We start from the raw sequence: 26,267 nt of genomic DNA, 5'->3' as shown, positions 1-26,267 counted from the left end.
TCTATTTCGATCCCTTTAGGTTTGTTGCCACCATCTCAACCAGATAGCTATCCAAGGAATAGAAGAGATATTGAGGGCCTTGGCGCTGAATTAGAGGCTCTGCAGCTGCTTAAGCAACGGGGCTGGGCATTGCTTGAACATCGCTGGAGCTGCCGCTGGGGTGAATTGGATCTACTGGTTTCCAAGCCCCAGAGGTTGCTGCTGGTGGAGGTGAAAGCCCGCAGCCGTTGTGGCCCAGACAATTGGGGGCTCGGGGCCTTTGGTCCCCAAAAGCGGCGCAGGTTAGAACGCAGTTTTTCCTGTTGGTTGGCGCTAAACCCCAATTGGCATGGGGCATCGGTTCAGATTGCCCTTGCCCTAGTGCCCTTGGTTTCGCGGCCCCGCTTGAGGCTCTCTCGGCCCATTCGCTGGTTGGTGCTCCACAGTTAGGAGCAACCCTCTGCAAATAGCCTCAATTTATGGGCTTCTCAGGCCACACCGCCCGCAAACGATTTGGCCAACACTGGTTAATCGACGCTGCTGTGCTCAACAGCATTGTTGCGGCGGCAAAGCTGCAAGCCACAGATAGGGTTTTGGAAATAGGCCCAGGGCGTGGTGCCCTCACCGAAAAAATTCTTGAGCAACCATTGCAAAGGCTTGAGGCCATTGAATTAGATCGGGATTTAGTGGTTGGTTTACAGCAGCGCTTTGGCAAAGATCCAAGATTTAACTTGCACCAGGGGGATGCCCTCGCCATGGCGCTCCCAACGGCAAATAAGGTGGTTGCAAATATTCCTTACAACATCACAGGCCCCCTGCTGGAGATTTTGCTTGGTCGGCTTGATCAACCGCGCTTAAATGGTTTTGATTCCCTTGTGCTGTTGTTACAGCAGGAGGTTGCCCAGCGAATCACGGCTGCACCAGGAAGTAGCAGCTTTAGTGCCTTGAGCGTACGTTTACAACTTCAGTGCTTTTGCGAAAAGGTTTGTGAGGTGCCTCCCCGTTGTTTCCAGCCACCGCCCAAGGTGAACTCTGAGGTGATTTGTTTAAGGCCCCTGGCTGAGCCGCTGCAATTGAATATTGCGATAACAGTTGAAAAATTGCTGAAATCAGCCTTTGCAGCCCGTCGCAAAATGCTTCGCAATACCCTTTGCCAATTTGTACCGGAGGGGGAGCTTCAAAATTGACTTAACCAGGCGRATGTTTCAGCTCAACAAAGACCCCAAGAAATAGGTCCCAACAAATGGGTAGCGTTGGCAACTGCTCTGTTAGCTGAGTTTTGATTAAGCAAACTGCAATCCTGCAAAAGAAGGCCCCTGCCAAGCTCAATTTGCACCTGGAGGTGTTGGGAATCAGGCCAGATGGTTTTCATGAGCTTGCRATGGTGATGCAAACCGTTGATCTTTTCGATCACATCAGTGCTTCAGCCGGGGTTACTGGTGTTGTTTCGCTTAGCTGCTCCGATYCAAGCCTTGGCGTGGATGAAAGCAATTTGATAGTGAAAGCAGCCGTTGCACTTAAAAGCCATTGCAACCGCCCCGATCTCGGGGCTCAACTGCAGTTGCAAAAAAATATACCGATCGGGGCTGGCTTGGCTGGGGGATCTAGTGATGCCGCTACACCGCTGTTATTGCTTAATGAATTTTGGCAACTTGGTTTAAGCATGGCTGAGTTGGAGCAAATCGCAGCCCAGCTTGGTTCAGATGTGCCTTTTTGTTTAACAGGGGGCAGCCAATGCTGTTTCGGGCGTGGCGAAMGCCTGCAGGCCCTGGCCGATCTTCCAAGCCTTGGGGTGCTTCTTATCAAGGATCCCAGCGCCCAGGTGAGTACCCCATGGGCCTATGGCCAATGCAAGCAAATGCGGGGCGATTTTTACCTCACCAACGAACAAGACTTTGAGCAGCGCCGTGAGCAACTGCGCCAAGGCCCCCTGTTGCAATGGTTCAAGGGCACAAGGGAACCACCCATGCCAATGCTGCGCAACGATTTACAAGCGGTTGTTGCCCCTGCCGTGCCCTCTGTTYCCAAAGGATTGAGCCTGCTTAAGGAAGCACCGGGTTTACTTGCTGYAGCCATGAGCGGTTCGGGCCCCAGCTTGTTTGGCCTATTTCCCAATCGCGCAGGGGCTGCTCTGGCGGAACAACAGCTCTTGCCCGCCCTGCGGGAGAATGGTTTTAGCCATTGGGTATGTGGATTTGAGTGTGCCAGAACCTACTAAGCAGCTGTTGCCGGCCAAGAAAGGTCCCCTCAGTTATTTGAGTGGCAGCCTCACCAGCGCCCTGTTCTGTGGTTTAGCCCTGAGCATCACCTGGAAAATCATTGGCTACTACAGCGATCGGCCGCCCCACTACAGCCAAAGAATTGCCCAATCAATTGCCACTGCAGTGAAAACCTTGCTTGTGGGCACAGGCTGCTTAGCAACTTTTACCTTTGGCTTGATCAGCATCGGCCTATTTCTKCTTTTAATTCGCTCCCTTATCCCTGCCGGGCCCGCTGCTGCCGATTAACCTGGCTTTAGTTTGATTAGTTCCATGACTCCCCATGACTTGGGGTTACTGGCCCTTCTGCTTTCGCCAGGCCTTTTGCTATCGGTTTTATTACTCACAACCTTTGCGGCAGGAGGCTAGGGCTCTTATCCGCTGATAGGTTGGCTCCCAGCCGAAATTTTCCGGCTTTCTACGTGCCCTGAGTTCTGTGGCTGAGACCCTTCTTTTCAATGCCTTGCGCGATGCCATCGATGAGGAGATGGCCCTAAACCCATATGTATGTGTGATGGGTGAAGATGTGGGCCAATACGGGGGCTCCTACAARGTTACAAAAGATCTATACGAGAAATATGGCGAATTAAGGGTTCTTGATACGCCGATTGCWGAAAACAGCTTCACGGGCATGGCCGTGGGAGCTGCGATGACTGGGTTGCGACCAATAGTGGAAGGCATGAATATGGGTTTCTTATTGCTTGCCTTTAATCAGATTTCAAACAAYATGGGGATGTTGCGCTACACCAGTGGCGGTAATTTCACGATCCCCACAGTTGTTAGGGGACCGGGGGGCGTTGGTAGGCAATTGGGGGCGGAGCACAGCCAACGCCTAGAGGCCTATTTTCATGCAGTTCCTGGCATAAAGATAGTTGCGTGTAGCACTCCAACCAATGCGAAGGGCCTAATGAAAGCTGCCATTCGCGACAACAATCCAGTTCTATTTTTTGAACATGTATTACTATATAATTTAAGTGAGGATATACCTGARGGTGATTATACCTGCGCCTTGGATAAAGCGGAACTTGTTAGAGAAGGGGAAGATATTACAATCCTAACCTATTCGCGCATGCGCCACCATTGCTTGGCTGCTGTTAAGCAGTTGGAGGAGGCTGGCTACAACCCAGAACTCATTGATTTAGTTAGCCTAAAACCCTTTGATATGGATTTAATCAAGAAATCCATTTCAAAAACCCACAGGGTGGTTATTGTTGAAGAATGCATGAAAACTGGCGGCATCGGTGCCGAGCTGATTGCATTAATTATTGAAAATTGTTTTGATGAATTAGATGCAGCCCCAGTGCGCTTATCAAGCCAGGATATTCCCACGCCCTATAATGGAAAATTAGAAAATCTAACTATAATTCAACCCCATCAGATTGTATCTACGGTTAAATCGATGGTACAGCGATGACTAAATCGCAAGGCTGGCTCGCTCTAATTCTTGCCCTTGCAATAGGAAGCGTATTGGTTTTACGTAGTTTACCACTTTCACTTGGTCTTGATTTAAGAGGCGGCACACAATTAACACTYCTGATMAAACCTGCAGGTACGATTAAAAAAATTGAGCCAACAAAACTAGAAGCTGTTAAAGATGTGCTTGAAAGGAGGGTTAATGGCCTAGGTGTTTCTGAAGCCACGGTTACAACCTCCGGCGATGATCGCATTGTGGTTCAACTTCCAGGGGTCCAGGACCCCCGTAGGGCAGCYGAAGTTCTTGGCACAACAGCGATGTTGGAGTTCAGAGCTCAAAAACCTGGCACTGAACAAGAAATGACTGGTTTGATGAGATTGAAGCGTTTGCTTGAAGCTAAAATTGACCAATTAACAGGCACTGGTAAAGCAGAATCCGTTCARGATGATTCCCTAAAGGATTTGCTGAAAACCTTAGATATAAAAAGCTCCKCCGAMGCATCAGAACTAGATCARCTAAAGGCAATWCTATTAGATACTAATCGCAGAATTGTTAGTCTATTTGAGCCACCAGCTTTCACCGGTACCCACTTGATTGATGCTGGTAGGCAGCAACAACCTAATAGCCAGGCTTGGGAAGTAACCCTGAGGTTTGACAGGGTTGGTGGTGATGAATTCGCAGCATTAACAAAATCTATTGCCGGCACTAATAGGCTTTTAGGGATAATGCTTGATGGTAGGTCTATCAGTGAAGCAAGCGTTGGTCCGCAATTTGCCACCGCTGGAATCACAGGCGGTGCCGCAAGTATCACAGGTCAATTCAGCGCTGAACAGGCCAGGGATTTGGAAGTGCAATTAAGGGGTGGTGCCTTGCCCTTACCAGTTGAAATAGTTGAAAATCGCTCCGTTGGTCCCACGCTTGGTGCGGAAAATGTTCGCAATAGTTTAGTTGCAGCAATTTTAGGTATAGTTTTGGTTGGTATATTTATGGTTGTTATTTATAGGTTGCCTGGTTTTGTTGCTGTTCTTGCGTTGTGTTTGTATGCACTTTTCAATCTTGCCGTTTATGCACTTATTCCAGTAACTCTAACCCTGCCAGGTATCGCTGGTTTTATACTTTCAGTGGGCATGGCTGTGGATGCAAATATTCTTATCTTTGAACGTACAAAAGAAGAACTCCAAGATGGTAATAGTTTGTTTAGATCAGTTGATGTTGGATTTTCTAGGGCCTTTTCATCAATATTTGATGGMCAYATAACCACCTTGATCAGCTGCGCTGCCCTCGCTTGGCTTGGTACGGGCCTTGTTCGAGGCTTTGCAGTAACCCTCGCAGTTGGTGTACTGCTTAGTTTGTTTACTGCCCTCACCTGTAGCCGTACCCTTTTACGCCTTGTACTTAGTTATCCAGCCCTTCGTCGCCCTGAATTTTTCTTGGGCTCCCCAACTCAGCCATGACATCTTCCAGCGGTGCTCTGCTACGTGAGCCATCTTTCCGAATAAATAGATACCGGCGTTTCTGCATGGTTCTAACTGTTTTCCTGCTATTTATTAGCTTGCTGGGCTTGATGTTGTCTTGGCTTTCGCCGATCCATGCCCCATTAAGGCCCGGCTTGGATTTTACAGGTGGCACATTAATCCAAGTTGAAAGGATCTGCAGCCCTGCTTGTAAAAGTTTTTCCACTGAGGAAYTGCGAAAGGATCTACCAAGCGGCGCTGTTGTGCAAAGCCTTGATTCAGGMAAAGCAATCAGCGTACGCACTGCGGCCCTTAGCCCAGCTGAGAGYGGAGCAGTAGTTGAAAGCCTTGATCGCCTGCTCGGACCAATACAAGCCAGCGGTACCCAAATAAATACAATTGGACCATTATTGGGATCTCAGCTATTGCGCAGCAGTTTACTAGCACTAATAGTTAGTTTTGCTGGCATAGCTATTTATATCTCTTTGCGTTATGCCCGCCTCTATGCTGCAATGGCATTGATGTGTTTRACCCATGATGTTATTTTAACCACGGGATTATTTGCTTGGCTTGGATTATTGGCTGGGGTAGAAGTTGATAGTTTGTTTGTAGTTGCGCTTCTTACAATAGCTGGCTATTCAGTAAATGATACCGTGGTTATTTTTGATCGTATTCGCGAACAACAACAGGTGCTTCCCAATCTTAGCGTTGAGGATCAAGTAGACCGAGCGGTTGCCGGCACACTTAAAAGGTCTTTCTATACAATAACTTCAACAATACTACCAATAATAGCCTTGATATTATTTGGCGGTGAAAGTCTTTACTGGTTTGCTGTTGCCTTACTTGTTGGTGTTCTMATTGGTGGTTGGTCGAGCATTGGTTTGATTCCACCATTGTTGCCCCTGCTTGGCGGCAAGCTTCCSAATAGGGGKTCTGCTGCCAATACTGCAGAGCTTCAAGCGTGAGTTTTAGAAAACTTTTTGCCACAACATTATGGTTGYTGGCTTTRTTAGAACTTCGTTCTGAAATAATYTTGCTCTACCAGCATTTCACYTGGACAAGTTTTTTCTATGCTATTTTTACTCATAAACTTGCATCCTTAGTTCTAATAATTATTCCCTAYTGGTTCTTTCATGCACAAGTGACCTTAAAGTCCAGCGATCCATAATCTCTTTAACAAATATTTCCTCTAGTAGAACTTGTAAAACCACAACTGATGGTAGYGCGAGCAGCACACCCGGCAGTCCGAGGAGAGCACCAAGGCTCAACTGTGCCATCAGGGCAACTGTGGGTAGWAGATTTACAGTGCGCTTTAAAAGTATTGGTGTTACCAAAAATGCTTCAGCATTTTGAATAACAAGCCTCATGATAATTACCTGCAAGCTAAGTAAAGGTGATATTAAWAGTGCAACAGCAGCCGGMACAAGGGTGGCTACAGTTGGACCAATGGTGGGTACAAAAGTGAGAATCCCACAAATTAAGCCGCTAAGTAACGCWAGGGGAACCTTTAGCCATRCCAGGCCTGCCCATGTAACAACAAATACCARTGAAGCMGAAATTGTCATGCCCGCCAACCAGCCGCCAAGGGCCTCTCTGCATTCTGCTAAAAGTCTTTTGGTGTGTTGCCGGTAAAATCTTGGGCTTGATGAAATTATTAGTCGTGTATGACTTGAAGGATCTAAACAAAGCAAAATAGCTAGTAATGTCATTAATATCAGCTGAATTGAACTATTTGCTGCGCCTCCAGCCAAACCTAGTAATTGACTMCCCAATGGCTGTAAACGTTGCAAGCTTGCGATTGAACCTAGGGAGCTAAATGATTTTTGGATATCATTAAGGCCTTGTATGTCTCCTGTGAGTAGAAAAAGCCTTTGCACTAGTATTGGMACTAATTGGTTAAGTGTTTTTATTTGCTCAAGCAATTCTGGCAAMAGAAGCGTGCCTAGTTCCCAACTGATAAAAGCAATCAGAACCACTACAACTGCAATGGCTAAAGGTCTTTTTAGTTTTAAGCGTTTAATAATGAATTGAACTGGCACATCTAAAGCAACTGCCATTACAATTGCACCAAATAGTACAAGTAACACCCAGCGCAGCTCCCAGGCAAGCACCCCAAGGCAAATCAGGGCAATGCTTCCAAGCAGAGCTGGCCAATTAAAACTCCGTTGATTATTTTTCATGCTCCCAAGGGCCTTTTTAGGCCATCAAGAAAATCATTGATGAGTAGATCCCTGATCAAAACTTGCATACAAACGGCAAGGGGTAAGGCAAGTAATAAACCGATCGGGCCAAAAATTAAYGTAAAKGCMACTTGTGCAGCAAGGGTTAGCCCTGGCAATAATTTAAGTTGATGATGCATTACCGAAGGTGTTATCACATAGCTTTCCATATTTTGAATAAACACATAAAGAACTARCACTGCCACAGCTTTCCAGGGGGATTGMAGWAKGGCTACAGCCATGGGGAAAATTGTACCWATTGTTGGGCCAACATTTGGGATTACATTCAASATCCCAGCAAGGATTGCATTGGCAATTGTAAGCTTTATACCAAGTAAACTTAAGCCAATGAAGGCTAGAATAGCTACGCATATTGAACTAATAAGAACGCCAAACATCCAGCTTTTCAGCGCTTTTCCGCAGCTGATTAGCACAAGGCTGAAWCGTTTTCTATAGAAGGATGGAGCTAAGGAAACAGCAACTTGGTGATAGCCACTGGGTTGGGCGGTAATCATCACTGCCACGGCAAGCACGAAGAGGGTTTGCAGCGCTGCGGCCCCTAGATTTCCGGCAAATCCAAGCAATGGTTTAACGCCACCACTAATATTGAAATCATTGCTTTGGCCAATACGCAGCAAAAATGTGTTGCTTAATTTGGCTAGATAGGAAAGTGCTTTTGGTAATTGTGTAAGCAGTTCGCTAAACTGTTCAACAAATGGTGGTACTAATAGAGCCGTAAGTAGAATCGCTAATGAAAAAATTACAAATAAACTAATTAACAGGGCTTGCCATCGTTTCAGGCAAAACTGCTGCTCCACTTTTGACACCAAGCCACACAGAGCTACGGCAATAACAACCGCGCCAAATAGTTGGATCAGTAGTTCCCGCAATTGCCAGCAAATGCCCAAGGCTGCYAGTAGTGCCAACAGGCCGCACCAGCTGGCAAATCCCATGCCAGCTTCAGCTTTGGTTGAATCCAAGTTCATGGCTTTCTGCATAGCGCTCAGCAAAGCGCATAAAACGCTCGAAGTCTGCCTCGCTTTTCCATGTATAGGTGGCCTCTAGGGCACTCGCCTTTCCGTTTACAAAGCGTGCCTTCACGTCACGGGTTATGAGCTCCCCTTCYTCATCCAGCAAAAACATGCCTGTGATGTCGCCGATCGCTTCAGGGGCGAGGGCATTTGGCTCCTCAAAAACGAAGAGTGCTTGGCCTGTCATGCCGTCGCGGGAACGGGTRAGCCTGATATCAGGTACCACCGGCTCATCAACTCCTCGGAAAAATTGAATTGCTGCTGCCATTTCATCCCWTCTAAAGCGAGAAGCTTAAGCAGCCCSMAGCTCCATCAGCAGCTGAGCAATATTTTCAATACTTTTACCGCCCCCATCAAGCCGTTCAATGCTCGATTGGCGCCGAGCTAGTTCACTGGTGTAGGAGCGGTCGTAGTAATCCAAGATTTCAGCGCAGGCTCTGCTGAGATCACCATTGCGAATGCTGCTCAGCGCTGTGGCTGTTCGTTGGGGACCGAGCTTGCGGCTAAGCCGTTCGGTTGCCTCAATTAATCCCTTCGGGCACTGGSTGCCATAAACCTCCACCAGCATGGCAATGCGCTCCTCCTTGGGGCGCTCAAGCACCACTAGCGGAGCTAGTTGCATTTGCTTCCAGATGCCATKTGGAATTCGGCAGCGTCCCACCTGGGCACTCTCCGCCTCAAGCCAGAGCGGTGCCATGCCRTTTACGCCCCTTAATTCAATCGCTAGGCAATTTTCAAAWTGTTCCACGCTTGGCTGTTTYGGTAAGCCAAGGCCGCCAAAGCTGCTGCCGCGGTGATTGGCCAATTTCTCCAGATCCACCACCGCAGCTCCCCTTTTTGCCAGGGCCTGCAAAACAGCTGTTTTGCCACTACCTGTGCCTCCACCCAATAGGCATATMGGCCAACTCAGCTCAAATTGGGCTAGGGCCCAGTTGCGGAAACTCTTGTAACCCCCAGCTAAAAGCTGAACATCAATGCCAACGGTTTTAGCGAGCCAAGCAACGCTGCTACTTCTCATGCCACCCCGCCAGCAATAAAGCCTTAGATGCCCKTTWTYCGCCTCAGCTTCCAATTGGTTGGCAAGCTCTRGCAAACGGGGTGCCACCAGTTCCAAACCAAGCTTTACGGCTRCTTTTGAACCMTCCCGCTTGAAGCAGCTACCCACGGCAGCTCGTTCCTCATTAGAGAAAAGCGGCAGGTTTTTTGCCCCTGGAATATGGGCCTGCTCATATTCACCTGGGCTGCGCACGTCTAAAAGAGGGGCAGGGTTAGCCAGAAAAGCATTCACTGCAATACTTACCTCTGGCCTGTTTTGTGATGTTGACTGGTCCACGTTCCGATGARCTGCTTGAGCTTTTCCTTGCAGGCACCGAGCGACAGCAACTGCGTTGTTGGGCACAGCTTCAATCGCAGGCATTTGAGCTTAGGGAGCTGATCTGGGAGAGGTTGCTCACTCAACCAAGGCAGGCAAATTCCTGGGCGAGTGGATCTCTACTGCGCCTATTGGCAAGGGATTCAGAAATGTTGGCTGAAATCAAGATCCGCTTTCCGCGGGGCTGGTTGCCATGCCCAGAGGGTTTTGCCAACTTATTTGAACAGCTACAGGATGCCTTGTTGCTCGAGCAGCTTGAGCTTTCAGATCGGCTAACTAGTTCTTTGCTMAGGGAGATGGCGGGGCCGGAGGCTGTGGCGAGGGGGTATGTGTATTTCAGCGAGGTGGCAAATTTCAAACCAAATCTTTTGGCYCACATGGATGCCCTCTGGTGGCTCTATAGCAATGGAAGATTTGGTTTTCGTGTGCAAAAGCAACTMCTKARCAGCGTATCTGGCAACTGGGAAAAMCTYTGGCAGTTGATTGCTTGGAAAGCAAACGGTGTTTGGACCCGCTATCCCAAAAACTTCAACTGGTCCCATGGGGCACCAGAGGGGCATATGCCCCTCGTGAATCAATTGCGTGGTGTTCGCTTACTTGATGCAATCTTGAAACATCCCGGCCTCGACTTAGGGCCTGGCTCTGCATAGGATCGAATCGCTGCGCAATGGGCGCCTGATGAACCAGGCTCAAACTTCTTGCCAACGCTGGCGCTGGTGTGAATTCAGCACAACTTCCACCTTGGCCCTACAGCCGCTTTTGGAGTTGTTGTTGGAACCGGTACCAGAGGCRGATAAAGATTTAATCCAGCTTGGTTTGCAGGAGGCGCTCGTAAACGCTGTTCGCCACGGTAACGGCGGAGATCCCCTCAAGATTTTGAGGGTTCGTAGGATCATGATGCCKAACTGGTTTGTATGGCAGGTGCAAGACCAAGGTTGTGGTTTGCCCCAGCAATTGCGCTSTGCCYATCTACCCCAYTGTTTAGATGCCTTATCAGGCAGGGGCTTGTATTTGATGCATCAATGTTTTGATGACGTGCGCTGGAGCCCGAGAGGTAACCGGGTGCAAATGGCAAAACGCCGTTAGGAACGGGGGCAACCGGGATCCCGTTGTTCTCGTTTGAGCCAACGCAAAGCGCTCTCCAATAATTCAACAGCTGCTTGATCACCAGGGCCATTGGCTTGCAGGGCATGGATAAGGGCCGCTGAGATTTGCTCGCTGGCTCGCCTATGCGGATCGGTTTTTAAATGATGCCAATCACGATCGCTTATTTTTAAAAGATCATGGAGCTCCTTGGCAGCTTCCGATAGGTTTAAAAGCTCYGTATCAGCTGAAAAATCCGGCATGGCAGGCTATTTTGTGGTTAACAAAATCCTATTAGGTTCGCTGTGATGGCAGCARGAAAAATACTAAAACCGCTTCAGTGGCTCCATAAATTGGCTGCTATCAATTCCATACTCTATGATTCAAAAATTATTTCAAAGTATCCRTTAAAAACTCCATTCCAAAGACGTTTGCATCAACGYAAACAATTTCTAAAAATATTKATAAGTAACCAGCCCTGGCAATCAGWTGGTGATGGCAAGTTTTGGCGAGCAATGCGTTGGGGTGGCGCTGGTTTCCTAGCGTCTCAAGCCCTGCATTACTTCTTGACGAGGTGATATTGAAGGCTGCAGGTGTTGGGCGCTGCGGGCTAGATCGTCGTGCAACTGCACGTCGTCTGCAGTTTCGGTATCGATAACGGTTTGCARTAGATGTTGCGGACCACGCATCCAGGCATTGCGGAGGGARCGCCTTAAACGGTCTTCCACAAGAACCAAGCGATCGGCAGCTTCCCTAGGGCTTTCACCCTGCTCAATTTCAGTGCGGAGGCAAACCCCAAAGCCATGGGCTTCGATCAGGGCTCTTCCACCGATTAACACGGTTTGGAAGGTCCAACCTTCAAGCCATCTAACCCGGAATGGGTTGGTCATCAAYAGCCTCAGGCACACCACCATTTGAACGGATGGGGAGATCCTTTACAAGTTTTTTCCATTTCTTGTTTCGTTTCTTGAACCTAAGCCTGTGGAAAACTGGGCACGGACATCCGTTTTTCTAGCCAATCTCAGGCTTACTAGCGCACCAGATGCGTGTCATAAACCAGGTTTCTCCTTTGATCTCAGTAAAACCAACCCTGCTTAGGCGAGTTTCGATCTGATCGCCGATGTAATCGCGGTAATAGGGCTCATGGAACACCCTGCGGAAATTTTCCATAACAGGCTGAAATTGCGGGCTATCGGCCAACTGCACTGAATCAGCCAGAACAAGCACGCCGCCTGGCACTAAAACTCGGAAGGCTTCAGCTAGCACTGCCTCACGGGCTTCCGCRGGAAGCTCATGCAAAAGGAAAACGCAACTAACCGCTTGCATGGATTCATTTTGAAAMGGCAATGCCTCCGCATTTCCCTGCACCAGCTGGGGCAGTTCACCGGGCAATTGAGATAACCAKCGGTTTGCTTGGCGTAGGTAGGCATTTGATAAATCCAAGCCCACCAATTGGGCGCTGCTAAATGCACCTCTTAATTGCCTAAGGGTGCGGCCAGTGCCGCTGGCCACATCAAGAATTCTTAGGGCRCCACTAGCCAAATTTGCCCTTGATAGGCGTTCTTTTAATGGCTTCAGGATCCTGCGGCGCATGGCATCTGCCGTGCCGTTAAACAGCAATTCCACCTGCAGGTCRTATAGCTCAGCTGAACGATCGCTGAGGTAACCATCGGTTTGRTGGTGAAAATTCTGCAGGTAGTAGTCGGGRAAATTGCTGATGTCAACGTTGTTGGGAAGATCTCGCACATCCCGGCGCAGCCTGCGGTTCCAAATGTTTGGCAAATCAAGCCACACCAGTGGGTAGCGCAGCATCCAATCCAGCCATGGGGCATCGAATAATTGGCTGGTGGGATACAAGCCTTGTTCTGCCTCTAGCCAATCCCTTTCAAGCAGGTAATCCATGCTGGTGCGCAAGGCTTGCARGGTTTCGGCTCTTATCGGGATTGTTTCAGCATTTGCCTTGGGCGCCACCAGATCCATCAATTGGGTGCTCACTTGTTTGTGGGCAATACCAAGCAAGCTTTTGCCCTGCTGCATGGTTTGGTAAGCGATCTTGGTAACCGAAGCCGCCATCGATGGGGGGTGTAATTAACTRCTCACATTTCAGCGGATTTGCCGCTTGGCCGCGAGATTCAAGTAACCGTTTCTGTCRGATCTAGGCAAACAAGGCGGCTTWGGCGCTGCAAAAGCATTGCGGGTGATAGCTTTTGGCCACTGGTCTTGATGCYATGCAAGATGCGATCACCGGWTTGATCGGCCGTTACGACCAACAGGGTCGCTATTTCGACCGCTCAGCGTTGGATCGCCTTGAGGCTTATTTCGCTGAATCAAGCCTGCGGYTGGCTGCGGTAGCAATCATTAATGCSGATGCGGCTGAAATCATCCGGGAAGCCAGTCAACGCCTTTGGCTTGCTGATCCMGAACTGTTACTKCCCGGTGGCAATGCTTACACCACCCGCCGTTTATCCGCCTGCCTTAGGGATCTCGACTATTTCCTGCGCTATGGCTCCTAYGCCCTCGTGGCCGGTGATTGGCAGGTGTTGAACGAAAGGGTGCTTAATGGGCTMAACGACACCTACAAGTCCCTGGGTGTGCCCACAGGCCCCACGGCAAGGGGCATTCTTTTAATGGCAGACGTATTAAGTGAAAAGTTGGCTGCCACAGGCTTCAGTGATCCAACTTTGGCTCGCGCCCCCTTTGAGCACATGGCAAAAAACCTTGCCGAAACAAATTTGAATGGCCGTTGAATCGGCCAATGGTTAGTCTCACATCCTCAATTCTTGTCTAGTCGCGTGAACGATTCCCCGCTCTCCACTGTGAAAGAGACCGTGAGTGCGTCCCATCGTTTACGGCTAGATCCGATYKCYACGCCTAATCGCCTGTTGTTGGGGCCAGGTCCATCAAATGCAGATCCCACTGTGTTGCAGGCCATGGCCAGGCCCCCCCTCAGCCACCTGGATCCGCTTTATCTAGAGCTGATGAACGAAGTGCAGGAAATGCTGCGCTAYGCCTGGCAAACCGATAACAGGATCACGATTCCAGTTAGCGGTACCGGCAGTGCCGCCATGGAAGCAACCATTGCAAACACCGTTGAACCAGGAGATCGTGTCCTTGTTGGGGTGATTGGTTATTTCGGTTTGCGCTTGGTGGATATGTGCAACCGCTACGGAGCAGATGTGCAGGTTCTTGAAGCTCCCTGGGGTGAAGCCTTGGCGCTCGAGCAAATAGCAGCAGCCATCAAACAACACAGGCCGGCGGTGTTTGCCTTAGTGCATGCCGAAACTTCCACAGGTGTGTGCCAACCCCTTGASGGCATTGGCGCCCTTTGCCGCGAAAACAACTGCCTGCTCATWCTCGACACCGTTACATCCCTTGGTGCTGTMCCCCTCAAGCTCGACGAAGCCCAGGTTGATTTGGCYTACAGCTGTAGCCAGAAGGGCCTGAGTTGCCCCCCGGGCCTGGGGCCATTCACCATGGGGCCGAGGGCTGAGGAAAAGATTGAACGGCGCAAGGGCAAGGTTCCAAATTGGTATTTAGATATGTCTGGTTTGAAGTCTTATTGGGGCAAAGATCGCACTTACCACCACACAGCGCCGGTAAATATGAATTTTGGTTTGCGGGAGGCACTCAGGCTGCTCTGTGAAGAGGGTTTGGAAAATGCCTGGGCTCGCCACCGCAGCAATAGCGAAAAAATGTGGCTTGGGCTAGAGGAATTAGGCCTTGAACTGCACGTGCCCCATTCCCTTCGCCTGCCAACCCTCACCACCGTAAGAATYCCCGCTGGTATTGATGGCAAAGCCTTTTCCGCCCATYTGCTAAATAAACATGGGRTTGAGATCGGCAATGGKTTAGGGAGCCTTGCCGGTGAGGTGTGGCGCGTTGGCCTGATGGGCACTAACAGCACCCCAGCGAATGTTGATTTGTTGCTTAATTTGCTTGAACTTGAGCTGCCAATCTTCCGTACTGGCCGCGTCGCTGCCTAAACCAGCTAACCAGTAGCTCCTCACATTGATCAGCCAAAACTCCGCCAGTTACCTCCATGTGGTGATGGGCACTGGCGTTGTTAGCAAGATCCAAACAGCTCCCCAATGCGCCGCGCTTGGGATCACAAGCACCAAACACCACATGGCCCATTCGCGCTTGAACAAGGGCCCCGGCACACATCGGGCAGGGCTCCAAGGTAACTATCAGGGTGTGCTGATTAAACCGCCAGGTGGAGCTGCTCAGGCTTGCCTGGCGCAGGGCAACCAATTCGGCATGGCCAAGCGGGTTTTGTTCTTTTTCGCGCCGGTTACTGCCCCAGCCRATCGCCCTTCCCAKTGGGTCGAGCACCACTGCAGCAACAGGTATCTCCCCGCAACCGCCAGCAGCTGCAGCCAGCCTCAACAGCCGCTCCATCCAGATGKTGATGGGTGTTTCCATTAACCATCACAATGGTTGATCAACGGATCAATGGCTTGCAAGCCCCAGGACTTCCCAGAGCTTTCCCAGGCCCAGATGAAACCCAGGGCGCCTTGGGGGAATTGCTCGGCCATGGGAGCAAAATACTTTGTGATTGGCTAGAGGCAACAAATAACCACGGACCTAGGCCCGCTCTAAGCGTTCAACCCCTCGCGGAACCGGGTRATGYTGGTAAGTCGATGGAGCAGCTCTGGTGTGATCTCGCCGGGTTGATGGATGGTGCCTATAGGCCTAATCATCCGGGCGCATTGGCCCACCTTGATCCCCCTTCCCTAGGGGTTTCAATTTGCGCTGAGATGATTGCAGCAGGGCTKAATAACAACCTTCTRGCKGAGGAACTCTCCCCATCTTTAAGTMGATTRGAGCGCAGYTTGTGCAGCTGGATCGCCCGTGARATCGGGCTTGGTGATCTTGCCTCAGGGGTGCCTGCCAGCGGTGGAAGTTTAAGCAACCTGATGGCCCTTGTTTGCGCGCGCCAGGCAGCTCAACTRCAAAAACACTCAAATTGTGTTGTTATTACAGGAGCCGCTTCCCATGTGTCATTAAACAAGGCGCTGGCGGTTATGGGCATAGGGGCTGATTGTCTATGGCGATTGCCACTGGATAGCCAGGGGCGGTTAAAGGCAAYTGAAGTWGCTGCYGCTWTTGATAAAGCTCAAAAGCTTGGCTTACCGATCCTTGCCGTTGTTGCCACTGCAGGTACCACCATTCAAGGACTGGTGGATCCCATAGGAGACATGGCAGCATTGTGTAAATCTGCAGRGGTATGGCTGCATGTGGATGGTGCAATCGGTGGYGTGTGCGCYTTAGTTGAGAGTGAACGCTGGCGAGTTGAAGGGATTGGTTTAGCTGATTCAGTTAGCTTGAAYCCACAAAAACTACTTGGTGTTAGCAAGCCTTCCTCACTGCTGCTTTTAAAGGATCCAGCCCATTTAAAAAATAGTTTTTCCACTGGMCTTCCCTATATGGAGCCGCCTWTGGTTAGYCAGGGCGGTGAATTAGGTTTACAAGGAACCCGGGGGGCTGAGGTGTTGAAATTGTGGATGAGTTTGCAGTATCTGGGCCTTGAAGGTATTGAAAATATTTTGCAATCTGCTTTTTCCCGTGCCTCAATATTGCGMAATTTGCTTGAGTCTATGCCATTGCAGTTATTAGCTGGTGATTTACATCTCCTTAGTTTTACYGCCTCGGGAATRGAATCWGAAAACCAGGTTGCCTGGCGCGATAGATGTCATAGGGAATTGTTAAGATCTAATTWTTGGCTATCYAAGCCAAATTGGCGTGAACTGCCACTTTTAAAGGCTGTTCTCGGTAATCCCTATACAAGTTCCGARCATTTGCAGCAGTTGGCTTCTGTTGTTAAAAAATCATTGATATGAAACAGGAAAATAAAAGGGGCCGCTGGGTWGCAATAAGCACKGGCGTTATATCTATTGCCATTGCGGTGGTTTATTTGTTGGTGGTTTTTTTACTGGATCGCCAGGGCCCCCTTCTTCCACCACCTCCCGAGGCCCTCGGCGGGGCGGTAATTGTTGCACCTGCTGTTTCAGCGGTTCCACAACCCGAGCCAGGGCTTCTTCAAGGAAGCGTTTGAGATCAAGGTCGCGCCGCTCTAGGTCGTATTGCTCGCGAACAACAGCAGCTATTCCGCCATCGCCCCAGTCTTGTTGTTGGCGGAAATAGCTKATGAAGCTTTTACCGGCTAAGCGGGTTAGCCAAGCACCGGTAACAGCTTGRATWGCCTTCGAGGCGAGCAATGCGGGCAGGTTTAAACCCATGGCAGTGCCAATYAATCCGGCCCCCCCCTTCACCAGGCCAAGGCTGCCTAAGGTTCGCCCCAGGGATAGGGCTAATTGTTGTCCCTGATTTTTGCTCATGGTTACYCCRTAAATCTGGCCAATTTCAATAACCATCTGGGCATTTACGGCGGCYGTTGCAAGCAAATCAAGCCCTGGCAGGGGGGTTAAGGCGATGGCACCAGCGCCAATCCAGCCATAGCGTTCWACAATTTGCATTGATTCTCGATAACGCTGTTTGTCAAGAAGCTCTTCTGAAATCGCTGAAAGACGACTGCTTTGCAAAAGAATGTTGTCGGCAAGTAAATCTTCTCCCTCCTCGCGGAGCAGTTGGGCCAATCTGTTTAAAAGTCGATTGATTTCTGCAGCTGGCTGCAGTGGTTTTCCACCAGGTTGGGGAATTGATTGCGGCGCACCACTGGCACTTACAACATCATCATTTCTAATTAATCCGCTRCAGCGAASGCGTAATAAATGCARTAAACGCTGTTCTTCACTTTCGCCACGAAGATCACATTTRTTTAACACTAAAAGCATACGCTTTCCCATTTGAGCGAGTGCTTGTAAYACTTCAAATTCACTAGATCGGAGATCACTATCAACAACAAATACCAATAAATCTCCGCGAGTTGCTTCAGCCCTAGCCTGCTGCTCTCGCTCTAGGCCAATGGCTCCTGATTCAAGAATGCCRGGGGTATCGCGCAATTGAATTGATCGTTGCATGCCCTGYAGGCGCATTAAATAGTTTGTGCTGATCTTTGTACTACCCATTACCGCACCAACCTCACCAATTYGATCATTTAAAAGGGCGCGAATTARTGAAGTTTTACCGCTAGATCCACTACCAAAAAATACAACTATTAAGTCACCCTTTTTAAGGTWTGTCTCAACTTCTAGGCGGCGTTTTAGCAATGCTTCTCTCGCAACCAGATCCTTAAGTTGTGTTAATTGTTGATCCAGGGCGTTAAGATTTTGTTGCGCGGCTTCGCCGCGGTTTGATGCTGCCTTGGGTAATTCTAATTTTGAATTTCTTAGCCTTGGTCCCAACCATGGCTTTAACAGTGGATAAATTGAAAGACCTATTGCTGCAACGAGAAGTAATAATGTGGGACCAACCAACCAACTCGGYAACCAATAGCTTAATTGCCAMAGCAAACTRTTAACAGCTTGCAAAACAATTGAGAGAATAACGATGGCAAGTARTAAACCAACCACCAGAAGCCATGGCCGAGGTGCTTTCATCAACGGGCTTCAGCGTTTGTGCTGCCTCTACCGGCGCTGCGAATGATATCTGCCCAAAGTTGGGCTGCTAAAGCACTGCTTGCTGCCGTKGGAGTGCTGTTATCGTTGCCCAGCCAAATTCCCATCACCCAGTGGCGGCTGGGTTCAAAGCCAATAAAAAGTAGATCTCGCCCATCATTGGTGGTGCCAGTTTTGCCACCCTCTGCCCCCCCAAGGGAAGCKGCATTACCAGTRCCCCACTGCACCACCCCCCTCAGTAAMGCTTGCATTAATTGRGCTTGCTTCACACTTACTACCCGGCGATTATTCGATCTGGTTTGGGATGGTTGGCGGCAAGCCTTACCTGAATTTGCACAGGGTTCAGCATCCGTGAGCCTTCTGATCGTGGTTGGTTGTTGCCAAATACCGTTATTGGCAATGGCTGCGTAGGCAGCAGTCATTTCAATTAGTTTGGTTTCGCTCTGGCCCAACACCAAACCAGGAACAGCTGCTAGCGGTGTTGTGATGCCAAGATCACGGGCTTTTTTAACTACAGCATCTAATCCGTAACGGCGACCTAATCTCAAAGCTGCTGTATTACTGCTACTGGCAAAGGCTTGGCTTAAGGCCAAACTGCCAGCGCAGCCAGCCGTAAAACTTTGGCCACCCCAATCTAGGGGTGCACAACTAACAGCATCATCTGGTTTTAAGCCCCGCTCAAGGGCTACCAAGTAAGTCATTAATTTAAAAGTGCTACCCGGTTGCCTAAGGGCTTGGGTGGCCCGRTTGAATTGACTTGTGTTGTAATCCCTTCCACCAACCAAGCTCAATACGGCCCCGTTACGGCTATCGATCACTACAACAGCCCCCTGTTCCACACCCCAACCATTGCCGGGTTGCAGGTATTCGCGCAATTTTGTTTCCACTACTTCTTGAAGCACTGGATCTAGATTTGTATCAACAAGGAAATTTCCCTCGCCAGCAACCTCTGAACCAAGCAAATTCTCTAGATCACGATATACCTGATCTGAATAAAAGGGAGCTGGCTTGCGTTCCCTTGCGGCGCATGCCCGCGCTGCCAAAACCACAGGGGTGCGTCTAGCACGACGGACCACATCGTTTGCAACAACACCCTCCGCCGCCATCTTTGTKAGCACCCCATTGCGGGCGCTCAGGGCATCTTGGGGAAAGGCACATGGATCATTGCCATTTGGTGAAGGCAGTAARCCAACCAGTAGTGCSGCTTGYTCTAATGATAGATCTTTAGCTGCTCTATTAAAATATAATTGAGCAGCATCTTCAAAGCCCCATCCAACKCCTAAGTATACTCTATTTAAATAACTTAGCAGTAAATCCCGTTTACTAAATCGTGCCTCTAGTTGYAATGCAACCATTAATTCTCTCCATTTCCTACCTAGGGTTTCGCCTTGGCCCACCTGTTCGGGATATAARCTTCTRGCTAATTGTTGGGTGAGAGTACTGCCGCCTTCAAGTACTTTGCCGCCRAGTAAATTTGTTAATAAGGCCCTTGATGTGCCGATGGGATCAATGCCTGGATGCCACCAAAAACGATTATCTTCGCTGGCAAGAAGTGCTTTRATTAAATGAGGTGAAAAACTATTTAATCCAGATAATTCTTGGTGTCCACTGCTATTTGAGCTTGATAGGGGACGATTATTGCGATCGTAAAGAACCATCGGACCACGAACAGGWGCTAAGCTGCCCCTTACGGGCACACTCACGCTGCCAATAACGAGCAAAARTAAWCCAAATAACCCTGTTCCGAGGGATGCAATGCTRAAAATTTTAAACCCTTTATTWATCCAGGGTCGAACATTCAGTTGGCGRAATTCTAYTTCTGGTACATTTTCTGCAGAGGCTGGTCCTAAGCGAATTAGATCTCCATTTTGCAATTTAATTGTTTTGATTGAACAACCCTGCCAGCTAAGGCCATTGGTTGAACCATTATCKCTGAGATGCCAGTGGCGACCTTTTAGCTCAAGTAAAGCGTGGCGCTTTGATACGGCAGGGTGATTAACAACTATCTCTCCATCGCAATCACGGCCAATTCGGTATATCTGCCCATATAAAGGGTGGCAAATGCTCRCTTCTCCATGTTGATGAATCCAAAGTTCCGCCAGGTTCATCAATTCCGCCTCAAGTTATTAATCAACAGTGAAAGCACAGCTAAATTAATAGCTACATCAGCAAGATTAAAAACAGGAAAGCTAATTGGCACAAAATCAAGAAAGTCCACAACCGCCCCAARCCGCCACCTATCTAATCCGTTGCCGATTGTTCCTCCCAATAGCCAGCCCACCGCCAAAAGTTGCAGCAAGCKCCACTGGCTTCCCCTGCGCCATAGCCATAGCAGCAAAAAAATCGCAACKCCAAAGCTGATTAAGCCAAGCCAGGCAGCCCCTTGGGGAAACAAGCTGAAGGCGGCTCCGTTGTTCCAYACCAGGCGCAAATCAATCAAACCAGGGAACAAAACCGCCTCCCTACCCGCCCCCAAATTGCGTAGCACCCAATACTTACTCCACTGATCCAGMAGTACTACGCCAATTGCAAGGCMAATGCTGATGCGTCGCCCTTTTAAAAGCTTGTTCACCGGTTYACCAGCAATAGAGGCCGCAGCAACCTGGCCATCACTCCAACAACACAACAGAGCAACAACTGGGCCGGAAGGGGCATCAGGCTGTAGGTAATCAGCAGCTGGGGCAGGCTCTCTCCCCAGCGGCGGGCGAGGCTACCCAAACCCAAATTAAGTAACCCGCATAGCTGGATTGTGAGAACTCCGAGGCAGGCAGTGCCAGTTAAATGCTCGAGGGAGTCCATACCTGGCTGTTTTGCTAAACGTCCGCATAACCAGGCTGCTGGTATGAAACCAGCCAGGTATCCGAATGAAGGTTGTTGCAGGTAAGCAAGGCCTCCGCCCTCTTGAAAAACAGGTATTACGCTGAGCCCAAGGCTTAGGTAGGCCACCGCAGCAAGCATTCCCGATCGGGGGCCGCACACAAGTGCYGTTAGTAGTAAAGCGGGCACCTGGGCCGTTATTGGTAAATCATGGAAGCCGAAACCAGCCTGGGGACTCCACCAAGGCATAGCCGGTTGGAGCAATCCACCGGTGAGAATAAGCAGAAGCCCAACTAAGGCTCCCCACCAGTTCAAGAGGGCGCGCAAGCTCAACCCATGTAATTGCCGCCATCCTGCACCACTCCAAGGATCTCTTCAACATTGACTGACCCATCAGAAGCAATTTTTGCCGTTGGCAGCCTSGTAAAACTCCAGGTTCAACAGCCCTGGTTGAAAACCGCAGCTGCCATGCCCGTACTGCGGCCCGCAGATCTGGTAGACCTAAAYGAGCAGGGYGAAGTGGTTGCGATCCATGCGATGCAACAGAGGGCCGTTAAATTCCGTAGGGGYACGTTTTTACTGCCGGTTAGTTCCCTGAGCTCTAACGTTGAGCCCTCTGCCAATGCTGTTTGAGTTCTTTAATCGCAGAGCTGGGTCCGCAAATGCTTAAATTTGCCYTTTGTAGCCAGCGTTGAGCTGCTGCAAGCAATTSAGCTGGTTCTATCCGATCAAGTTTTTTCAAGCAAATTTCGTTGTGATCTGCTGGCAAGCCATAGCTGAGGAGCATTGCTAATCGGTCGGCTCTTTGGCCTCCAGTTTCGCGGCTCAATGCTTCCATCCCYTTTAGTTTTGCAACGGCAAGCTGCAGTTCAGCCTCTGATATCGGAGCTTGAATAATATTTTGCCATTCTGCTAATAGTGCATCTAGGGCTTCGCATGCCCTACCAACAGCACAGGAAAGATGCCAAACCATTGGTGAATTTGATCTACGCATCATCAATTCCACACCAACGTCGTAGGCCAAACCTCGCTCCTCTCGAATCACCTGAAATAGGCGGCAACTCATGCCAACTCCAAGGTGCACTTGAAGCAGCCTAAGCATTAGGGAGTCTGTATTATCAATGCCTACAGTTCGAAAGCCCATCATTAGAACCACCTGCTCAGTGTTGCAAACAACAGAAGCAAAATTAAGTGCTGGCTCTGGATTGGGTTCTGGTGCACTAATTGGTWCATTGTTCCATAGGTTTAATCTCTCTCTGCAGTTTTTAATTAGTTCTGCTGGGGGGTCTCCAGCTAAAACRAGCAGTGCTTTTCTGCATGTTAGCTGTTTAGATGTCTCTAGTAGATTWTTTTGTTTAATATTTTTTAGATCTTGCTTGAAGCCAATGGGATCACTGCTATAGGGTCCATCATCAAAAAGTAATGGCTTTAATTTGTCATKGCATAGCTGAAAAGGATCCTCCTGAAGTCTTTTCAGCATCTGAATATTAAGATCTCGTTCTAAATTTATCTGCTCTTCATTGCAATGGGGGCTTTCAAGCATCGCAAGTATTAATGGCACCATTGAATTTGCATCAATTCGATTGCATTTGAGTGCAATAACAAGCAGGTCTTCTCCGGCTTCACAGCGTAAATTTGCGCCATGGCTTTCCACGAAACTTGCGAATTTTTCAGCATTGAATTCTGCGCAGCCGCGCGTTAGCACTCCAGCTAGGAGCTGCTGACGACCCTTCATGCCAATCGGGTCGAGGATGCTGCCTAGGGGTAAAACAATTCGAGCCGAAAGGATTGGAGCCCCTGGTTGATGGATCAGCTCAACTGATTTCATGGCTGAATTGTTGTTGGGAATTTGTTCATGCGGGGATTAGTTCAAGCAGGGATTACTTCAAGCAGGCAGGCGGATTGCAAATCCCAGCGGCCTGAAAGGGCTTGAAGCCTTGTTAAATCCCATTCCTCAAGCCATCGCAATGGTTGATCCAATGCACATAGGCGCCTTTGCAGGCTCGCTTGCCCCAGGTGATGGGTTACTTGACTGATCGCTTCAAGGCCAAAGGTATAGCCATTTGCCACCATGCGTTTTGAGCGCTCAAGTTCAAGCTTGCCAAGTCCCTCCTGGGCTTCTTTAAGCAACTTTTGCAATTCCAATCGAACCTTTGATAGGTGTTCCAGATCGGTAACCGCCTCAAGGATCACCAAACTGCCCCGCTCTAGGGGATGAACCTCCACATCGATTGATTCAACCAACTGAAGCTCTTCWCGCAGATGTTTTACCAGCCTGGATGAGCGGCCCTCAGCAAGGGCACTGGCCCAAAGGTCTATGCCCATTAGGGCTTGGGGATCTGAGGCCGGAGGTGCGGGCCATGCCACTAGGAGTCGAGCCGATTCCAAACGGGGTAMACGCAACAAATGCTCCCYCGGTTGCCAAAACAACAACAAATCATCTGGTGTGTCCACTGCAGAGCCAGGATCAAGGCTGCCCATTGGTCCAGCACCTAGCCAGYTCARCAACTTTTCTGGATCAAAACAGCCGCCTACGGCGATGCTGCAGTTTGCCGCCTTGTAGTGACGTTGCTGAAAATTACGCATTCCATCTGGTTGATGGCTAACTAGATCGGAGCGCAAGCCAAGAATCGGCCTGCCGTAGGGGTGGCTGCCACAGGCGAGTTGCATTAACGCCTGAAAGGCAACCTCCTCTGGTTGATCCTCGCTTTGGGAGAGCTCCTCGAGCACCACCAGGCGCTCCATTTGAAATTCCTTCAGCTCCAAACCTGGCTCCAATACCAATTGGGGAAGTAATTCCCAGGCAACGGCAATGCCTGAGGCCGGAATAATCAAGTGGTAGTGAACCTCGTCGTAGCCGGTGGCAGCATTGCTAGAGCCGCCTAGGAATTCGATTTGGAGATCAAATGCCCCTGGGGGCAGCCGTTCATTTCCCTTGAAAACCATGTGCTCAAGGAAATGGGCTATGCCGCTTTCCCCCTCCTGCTCCATGGCACTACCTGCCTGGCACCAAAAATCAAGACAAACAACCGAAGAATCATGCTGGGGGAGGCAAGTAACCGAGCAACCATTTGCGAGCTGAAGCTCCATTGGTGCCGGAAAGCCAAGGGCAAAGCGAGAATTAATCAGGGCTCTAGCAACGCTTAAGAGCCATCATGGTCTGGCCGGTGGCCCTTAGGCTCCAGAAACTGCGTATTGCGGCAGATGAATGCACCCCATCCATTGGTAGATCGCATCGCCCAATCCCTCCTTCCCCTTTGGAAGGATCTGCCAGAGGTTGCGGCCCTACCCTTGGAGGCAAACCTCCGTGAGGTGCGCGGCGAACTGGAAGGTGATGAAATGGCCATCAATAATGAATTACTACGCTGCCGTGGAATTCGTAAAATTCATCTTGAAACGGCTCATATCGGCAGAAATCTAGACATTCTACACTGTGTAATGTTCCCAGATCCCTGTTTTAATCTACCTTTATTTGGCGCTGATATCGTTGCTGGCAGAGCTGGCATTTCAGCTGCAATTGTTGATTTGTCCCCCACCAATGATGATTTGCCTCCAGCCATAAAAGCAGGCTTGCAAAAAATTAAACGCAATAATTATTCCCAGGTGAGGGAAGTGCCACCTTGGGGAACAATTTTCTCCTCCCAGGTGTTGTTTGTGCGGCCAACTTCTTCTATTGAAGAGSATTGGTTTTTAACTGATCTGTTGGCATTTCACCAGGTTTTTTTAGAACAGCTAAGGCTGAGCATGCCCCAGTCGCCYGATCATCCAGATAGCCAAAGGCGATATCAGGGGCAATTGCACTATTGCCAACAGCAAAGGCGAAACGATAAAACCAGAAGGGTTCTGGAGGCGGCATTTAATCCACARTGGGCAGAGAATTACATTCAGAATCTCCTCTTCGACGACCCMCTGCCTCCGGCAGAACACCCCAGTGGCTGAAGCCGTGAAAAAATCGAGGCGTAGATGGTTGTTGKGGCTTGCTGGRGCCGGCCTGTTGGTGGCAATTGGAAGCATGGCAAGCATCAGGCTTTTCCCCGCTCCTGCCASTAAAACCGCACTCAAACCGGCAAACAAGCCCGATCGCCCCCTTGGTGTTACCGCCCTGGGCCGATTGCTACCCGCCGGAGATGTGCGCCGCCTGGCGGCACCCAGTGGTGCCATGGGCACTACGCCCCGCGTTTCAGTGCTCCACGTKGAYGTGGGTGATCAGGTGCAGGCTGGGGCGCTGCTRGCAAGTTTTGATAGCAAAATTGAYGCGCAAGCCGATTTAGCTCTGGCCAGGGCCAGCATCAGCAGCCTGAGGGAAAGACAACGTCTGCTAAGGGTTGAACTATCCCGTTACCGGAAATTGCAACAGCAGGGTGTTGTGTCTTTGGAGGGGCTTGAATCAAGACAATTAAAATTACTCGAGATCGATCAACAACTTATAACTGCGCTAGCTGAATTACAACGGCAGGAAGTGAAGCTACCCTTCACAGAATTGCGTGCACCGTTTGCCGGAACAATTCTACAAATCCACGCTCGCAGTGGCGAAAGACCAGGAGTWAAGGGTGTTCTAGATATCGGCCAAAGCAACGAAATGGAAGCGGAGCTTGAAGTATACGAAAGTGACATTGATCGTGTTCGAATTGGTCAGCTTGCTAAGTTGCGCAGCGAAAATGGAGGCTTTTCAGAWTATCTAGTTGGTAGGGTTTTTCGGATCGACCCACAGGTTAAACAAAGAGATATTTTATCAACCGATCCAACCKCTGATACCGACGCTAGGGTGGTAASCGTTAGGATTAGTTTGATTCCATCTGATCGCAAGAAGGTTGAAAAACTTTCTGGCCTAAAAGTTATTGGCAATTTAGCTCCTTAGTGGCTTTAAAATCATGTTCTTAATCATTTGGCGGAAAAGAAAAATACCCCTAGCTTGGCTTTTGCTTACCCGTCAACCCGTTCGCTTAGCAATCGCCCTTGCTGGGATTAGTTTTGCCGGGATATTGATGTTTATGCAGCTTGGTTTCAGGGATGGATTGTTTGATGCAAGTGTAACTATTCACCGCCTCTTTGAATGCAAGTGTAACTATTCACCGCCTCTTTGATGCCGATTTGGTTCTAACCAGCCCTCGCTCCATGAGTTC

28 protein-coding genes and 4 pseudogenes are annotated in these 26,267 nt (G+C 49.5%); 16 read left to right on the top strand and 16 right to left on the bottom strand.

Going from position 1 to position 26,267, the window contains the following annotated elements; translation table 11 throughout:
* Nucleotides 1–24: 24 nt before the first annotated feature.
* From C7K08_RS01725 to secF, 7 genes and pseudogenes are all read left to right on the top strand, one after another.
* Nucleotides 25–429 carry a YraN family protein gene (locus tag C7K08_RS01725; protein ID WP_241536960.1) on the top strand — a complete coding sequence of 135 codons (405 nt, stop codon included), beginning with the start codon at nucleotides 25–27 and terminating at the stop codon, nucleotides 427–429.
* Between the two features lie 29 nt (nucleotides 430–458).
* Nucleotides 459–1,262 (top strand): annotated as a pseudogene (rsmA, locus tag C7K08_RS01720) (16S rRNA (adenine(1518)-N(6)/adenine(1519)-N(6))-dimethyltransferase RsmA).
* Complete coding sequence (gene ispE, locus C7K08_RS01715; RefSeq protein ID WP_241536959.1) at nucleotides 1,259–2,197, top strand: 4-(cytidine 5'-diphospho)-2-C-methyl-D-erythritol kinase; 939 nt, start codon at nucleotides 1,259–1,261, stop codon at nucleotides 2,195–2,197. Before rsmA ends, ispE begins: the two are co-directional and overlap by 4 nt.
* On the top strand, nucleotides 2,148–2,486 hold the full coding sequence (locus C7K08_RS01710; protein WP_106498924.1) for a DUF3082 domain-containing protein: 339 nt from the start codon (nucleotides 2,148–2,150) through the stop codon (nucleotides 2,484–2,486). The genes ispE and C7K08_RS01710 overlap by 50 nt, the downstream gene beginning before the upstream one ends.
* Before the next feature lie 187 nt (nucleotides 2,487–2,673).
* Entirely contained in the window at nucleotides 2,674–3,651 is a 978-nt protein-coding gene (locus C7K08_RS01705) for an alpha-ketoacid dehydrogenase subunit beta (RefSeq protein ID WP_106498923.1), read from the top strand.
* Nucleotides 3,648–5,105, top strand: a complete 1,458-nt coding sequence (secD, locus tag C7K08_RS01700; protein ID WP_106498922.1) for a protein translocase subunit SecD — start codon at nucleotides 3,648–3,650, stop codon at nucleotides 5,103–5,105. The genes C7K08_RS01705 and secD overlap by 4 nt, the downstream gene beginning before the upstream one ends.
* A complete protein-coding gene (secF, locus tag C7K08_RS01695; RefSeq protein ID WP_106498921.1) occupies nucleotides 5,102–6,070 on the top strand; it encodes a protein translocase subunit SecF in 969 nt (322 codons plus the stop codon). Before secD ends, secF begins: the two co-directional genes overlap by 4 nt.
* A 147-nt stretch (nucleotides 6,071–6,217) precedes the next feature.
* Here the strand turns inward: secF and C7K08_RS01690 are convergent, their stop codons facing one another.
* Genes C7K08_RS01690 through mnmH form a run of 4 tightly spaced genes read right to left on the bottom strand, consistent with a single transcriptional unit; the run spans nucleotide 6,218 to nucleotide 9,643 of the window.
* Nucleotides 6,218–7,285 (bottom strand): AI-2E family transporter, encoded by a 1,068-nt coding sequence (locus C7K08_RS01690; RefSeq protein WP_106498920.1) that lies wholly within the window; start codon nucleotides 7,283–7,285, stop codon nucleotides 6,218–6,220.
* Nucleotides 7,282–8,310, bottom strand: coding sequence for an AI-2E family transporter (locus C7K08_RS01685; RefSeq protein WP_423218671.1), 1,029 nt, complete (start codon nucleotides 8,308–8,310; stop codon nucleotides 7,282–7,284). Before C7K08_RS01685 ends, C7K08_RS01690 begins: the two co-directional genes overlap by 4 nt.
* Entirely contained in the window at nucleotides 8,285–8,623 is a 339-nt protein-coding gene (psb28, locus tag C7K08_RS01680) for a photosystem II reaction center protein Psb28 (RefSeq protein ID WP_106498919.1), read from the bottom strand. Before psb28 ends, C7K08_RS01685 begins: the two co-directional genes overlap by 26 nt.
* A gap of 24 nt (nucleotides 8,624–8,647) precedes the next feature.
* Nucleotides 8,648–9,643: a tRNA 2-selenouridine(34) synthase MnmH gene (gene mnmH / locus C7K08_RS01675; protein WP_241536958.1), complete on the bottom strand. Its 996-nt coding sequence runs from the start codon at nucleotides 9,641–9,643 to the stop codon at nucleotides 8,648–8,650.
* Between the two features lie 29 nt (nucleotides 9,644–9,672).
* On the opposite strand from mnmH, the gene C7K08_RS01670 reads away from it, so the two are divergent.
* Nucleotides 9,673–10,377 carry a GUN4 domain-containing protein gene (locus C7K08_RS01670; protein ID WP_106498917.1) on the top strand — a complete coding sequence of 235 codons (705 nt, stop codon included), beginning with the start codon at nucleotides 9,673–9,675 and terminating at the stop codon, nucleotides 10,375–10,377.
* Nucleotides 10,378–10,405: 28 nt separating this feature from the next.
* Nucleotides 10,406–10,813 (top strand): ATP-binding protein, encoded by a 408-nt coding sequence (locus tag C7K08_RS01665; RefSeq protein WP_106498916.1) that lies wholly within the window; start codon nucleotides 10,406–10,408, stop codon nucleotides 10,811–10,813.
* Here C7K08_RS01665 and C7K08_RS01660 read toward each other — a convergent pair.
* From C7K08_RS01660 to C7K08_RS01650, 3 genes are all read right to left on the bottom strand, one after another.
* The gene (locus tag C7K08_RS01660; protein WP_106498915.1) at nucleotides 10,810–11,073 is read right to left on the bottom strand and encodes a DUF6439 family protein; all 264 of its coding nucleotides are present in this window, start codon (nucleotides 11,071–11,073) and stop codon (nucleotides 10,810–10,812) included. The genes C7K08_RS01665 and C7K08_RS01660 overlap by 4 nt on opposite strands.
* 276 nt (nucleotides 11,074–11,349) lie before the next feature.
* Nucleotides 11,350–11,700, bottom strand: a complete 351-nt coding sequence (locus tag C7K08_RS16065; RefSeq protein WP_193464802.1) for a copper-binding protein — start codon at nucleotides 11,698–11,700, stop codon at nucleotides 11,350–11,352.
* A 121-nt stretch (nucleotides 11,701–11,821) separates the two neighbouring features.
* Nucleotides 11,822–12,883 (bottom strand): methyltransferase domain-containing protein, encoded by a 1,062-nt coding sequence (locus C7K08_RS01650; protein ID WP_106498914.1) that lies wholly within the window; start codon nucleotides 12,881–12,883, stop codon nucleotides 11,822–11,824.
* A 155-nt stretch (nucleotides 12,884–13,038) separates the two neighbouring features.
* On the opposite strand from C7K08_RS01650, the gene C7K08_RS01645 reads away from it, so the two are divergent.
* On the top strand, nucleotides 13,039–13,557 hold the full coding sequence (locus C7K08_RS01645; protein ID WP_106498999.1) for a globin family protein: 519 nt from the start codon (nucleotides 13,039–13,041) through the stop codon (nucleotides 13,555–13,557).
* A gap of 45 nt (nucleotides 13,558–13,602) precedes the next feature.
* A complete protein-coding gene (locus C7K08_RS01640; RefSeq protein ID WP_241536957.1) occupies nucleotides 13,603–14,793 on the top strand; it encodes a pyridoxal-phosphate-dependent aminotransferase family protein in 1,191 nt (396 codons plus the stop codon).
* Here C7K08_RS01640 and C7K08_RS01635 read toward each other — a convergent pair.
* Nucleotides 14,738–15,232, bottom strand: coding sequence for a nucleoside deaminase (locus C7K08_RS01635; RefSeq protein ID WP_106498913.1), 495 nt, complete (start codon nucleotides 15,230–15,232; stop codon nucleotides 14,738–14,740). The genes C7K08_RS01640 and C7K08_RS01635 overlap by 56 nt on opposite strands.
* Before the next feature lie 11 nt (nucleotides 15,233–15,243).
* Here C7K08_RS01635 and C7K08_RS16760 point away from each other — a divergent pair, with 11 nt between their 5' ends.
* Entirely contained in the window at nucleotides 15,244–16,650 is a 1,407-nt protein-coding gene (locus C7K08_RS16760) for a pyridoxal phosphate-dependent decarboxylase family protein (protein WP_106498912.1), read from the top strand.
* A gap of 51 nt (nucleotides 16,651–16,701) precedes the next feature.
* Here C7K08_RS16760 and C7K08_RS16715 read toward each other — a convergent pair whose 3' ends face one another.
* From C7K08_RS16715 to C7K08_RS01610, 6 genes and pseudogenes are all read right to left on the bottom strand, one after another.
* Nucleotides 16,702–17,406, bottom strand: a complete 705-nt coding sequence (locus tag C7K08_RS16715) for a YcjF family protein (protein WP_341272125.1) — start codon at nucleotides 17,404–17,406, stop codon at nucleotides 16,702–16,704.
* 144 nt (nucleotides 17,407–17,550) lie between these two features.
* A pseudogene (locus tag C7K08_RS16710) lies at nucleotides 17,551–18,309 on the bottom strand (Era-like GTP-binding protein); the annotation flags it as partial.
* Nucleotides 18,309–19,433: a transglycosylase domain-containing protein gene (locus tag C7K08_RS16705; protein WP_341272124.1), complete on the bottom strand. Its 1,125-nt coding sequence runs from the start codon at nucleotides 19,431–19,433 to the stop codon at nucleotides 18,309–18,311. The pseudogene C7K08_RS16710 and the gene C7K08_RS16705, both read right to left, overlap by 1 nt.
* A 9-nt stretch (nucleotides 19,434–19,442) precedes the next feature.
* Nucleotides 19,443–20,435: pseudogene (locus C7K08_RS16700) on the bottom strand (FHA domain-containing protein); the annotation flags it as partial.
* Nucleotides 20,435–20,899: a signal peptidase II gene (gene lspA, locus C7K08_RS01615; protein WP_106498909.1), complete on the bottom strand. Its 465-nt coding sequence runs from the start codon at nucleotides 20,897–20,899 to the stop codon at nucleotides 20,435–20,437. The gene lspA and the pseudogene C7K08_RS16700, both read right to left, overlap by 1 nt.
* A complete protein-coding gene (locus C7K08_RS01610; RefSeq protein ID WP_106498997.1) occupies nucleotides 20,896–21,471 on the bottom strand; it encodes a biotin transporter BioY in 576 nt (191 codons plus the stop codon). Before C7K08_RS01610 ends, lspA begins: the two co-directional genes overlap by 4 nt.
* Before the next feature lie 15 nt (nucleotides 21,472–21,486).
* Between C7K08_RS01610 and C7K08_RS01605 the strand changes: the two genes are divergently transcribed.
* Nucleotides 21,487–21,777 carry an NAD(P)H dehydrogenase assembly family protein gene (locus tag C7K08_RS01605; protein WP_341272123.1) on the top strand — a complete coding sequence of 97 codons (291 nt, stop codon included), beginning with the start codon at nucleotides 21,487–21,489 and terminating at the stop codon, nucleotides 21,775–21,777.
* Here the strand turns inward: C7K08_RS01605 and C7K08_RS01600 are convergent.
* On the bottom strand, nucleotides 21,746–22,972 hold the full coding sequence (locus C7K08_RS01600) for a M16 family metallopeptidase (protein ID WP_106498908.1): 1,227 nt from the start codon (nucleotides 22,970–22,972) through the stop codon (nucleotides 21,746–21,748). The two genes, C7K08_RS01605 and C7K08_RS01600, sit on opposite strands and share 32 nt — an antisense overlap.
* A 41-nt stretch (nucleotides 22,973–23,013) precedes the next feature.
* The gene (locus C7K08_RS01595) at nucleotides 23,014–24,234 is read right to left on the bottom strand and encodes a M16 family metallopeptidase (protein ID WP_106498907.1); all 1,221 of its coding nucleotides are present in this window, start codon (nucleotides 24,232–24,234) and stop codon (nucleotides 23,014–23,016) included.
* 114 nt (nucleotides 24,235–24,348) lie between these two features.
* On the opposite strand from C7K08_RS01595, the gene C7K08_RS01590 reads away from it, so the two are divergent.
* From C7K08_RS01590 to C7K08_RS16290, 3 genes and pseudogenes are all read left to right on the top strand, one after another.
* Nucleotides 24,349–25,083, top strand: a complete 735-nt coding sequence (locus C7K08_RS01590; RefSeq protein WP_106498906.1) for a phycocyanobilin:ferredoxin oxidoreductase — start codon at nucleotides 24,349–24,351, stop codon at nucleotides 25,081–25,083.
* Between the two features lie 73 nt (nucleotides 25,084–25,156).
* Nucleotides 25,157–26,002 (top strand): efflux RND transporter periplasmic adaptor subunit, encoded by an 846-nt coding sequence (locus C7K08_RS01585; protein ID WP_106498995.1) that lies wholly within the window; start codon nucleotides 25,157–25,159, stop codon nucleotides 26,000–26,002.
* A 13-nt stretch (nucleotides 26,003–26,015) separates the two neighbouring features.
* Nucleotides 26,016–26,267: pseudogene (locus C7K08_RS16290) on the top strand (hypothetical protein); the annotation flags it as partial.

The organism is Synechococcus lacustris str. Tous (assembly GCF_003011125.1).
In the GTDB taxonomy this organism is placed as follows: domain Bacteria; phylum Cyanobacteriota; class Cyanobacteriia; order PCC-6307; family Cyanobiaceae; genus Synechococcus_D; species Synechococcus_D lacustris.
Note: the sequence above shows the minus strand (reverse complement) of the source record. Positions and strands in the feature narration are given on the sequence as shown.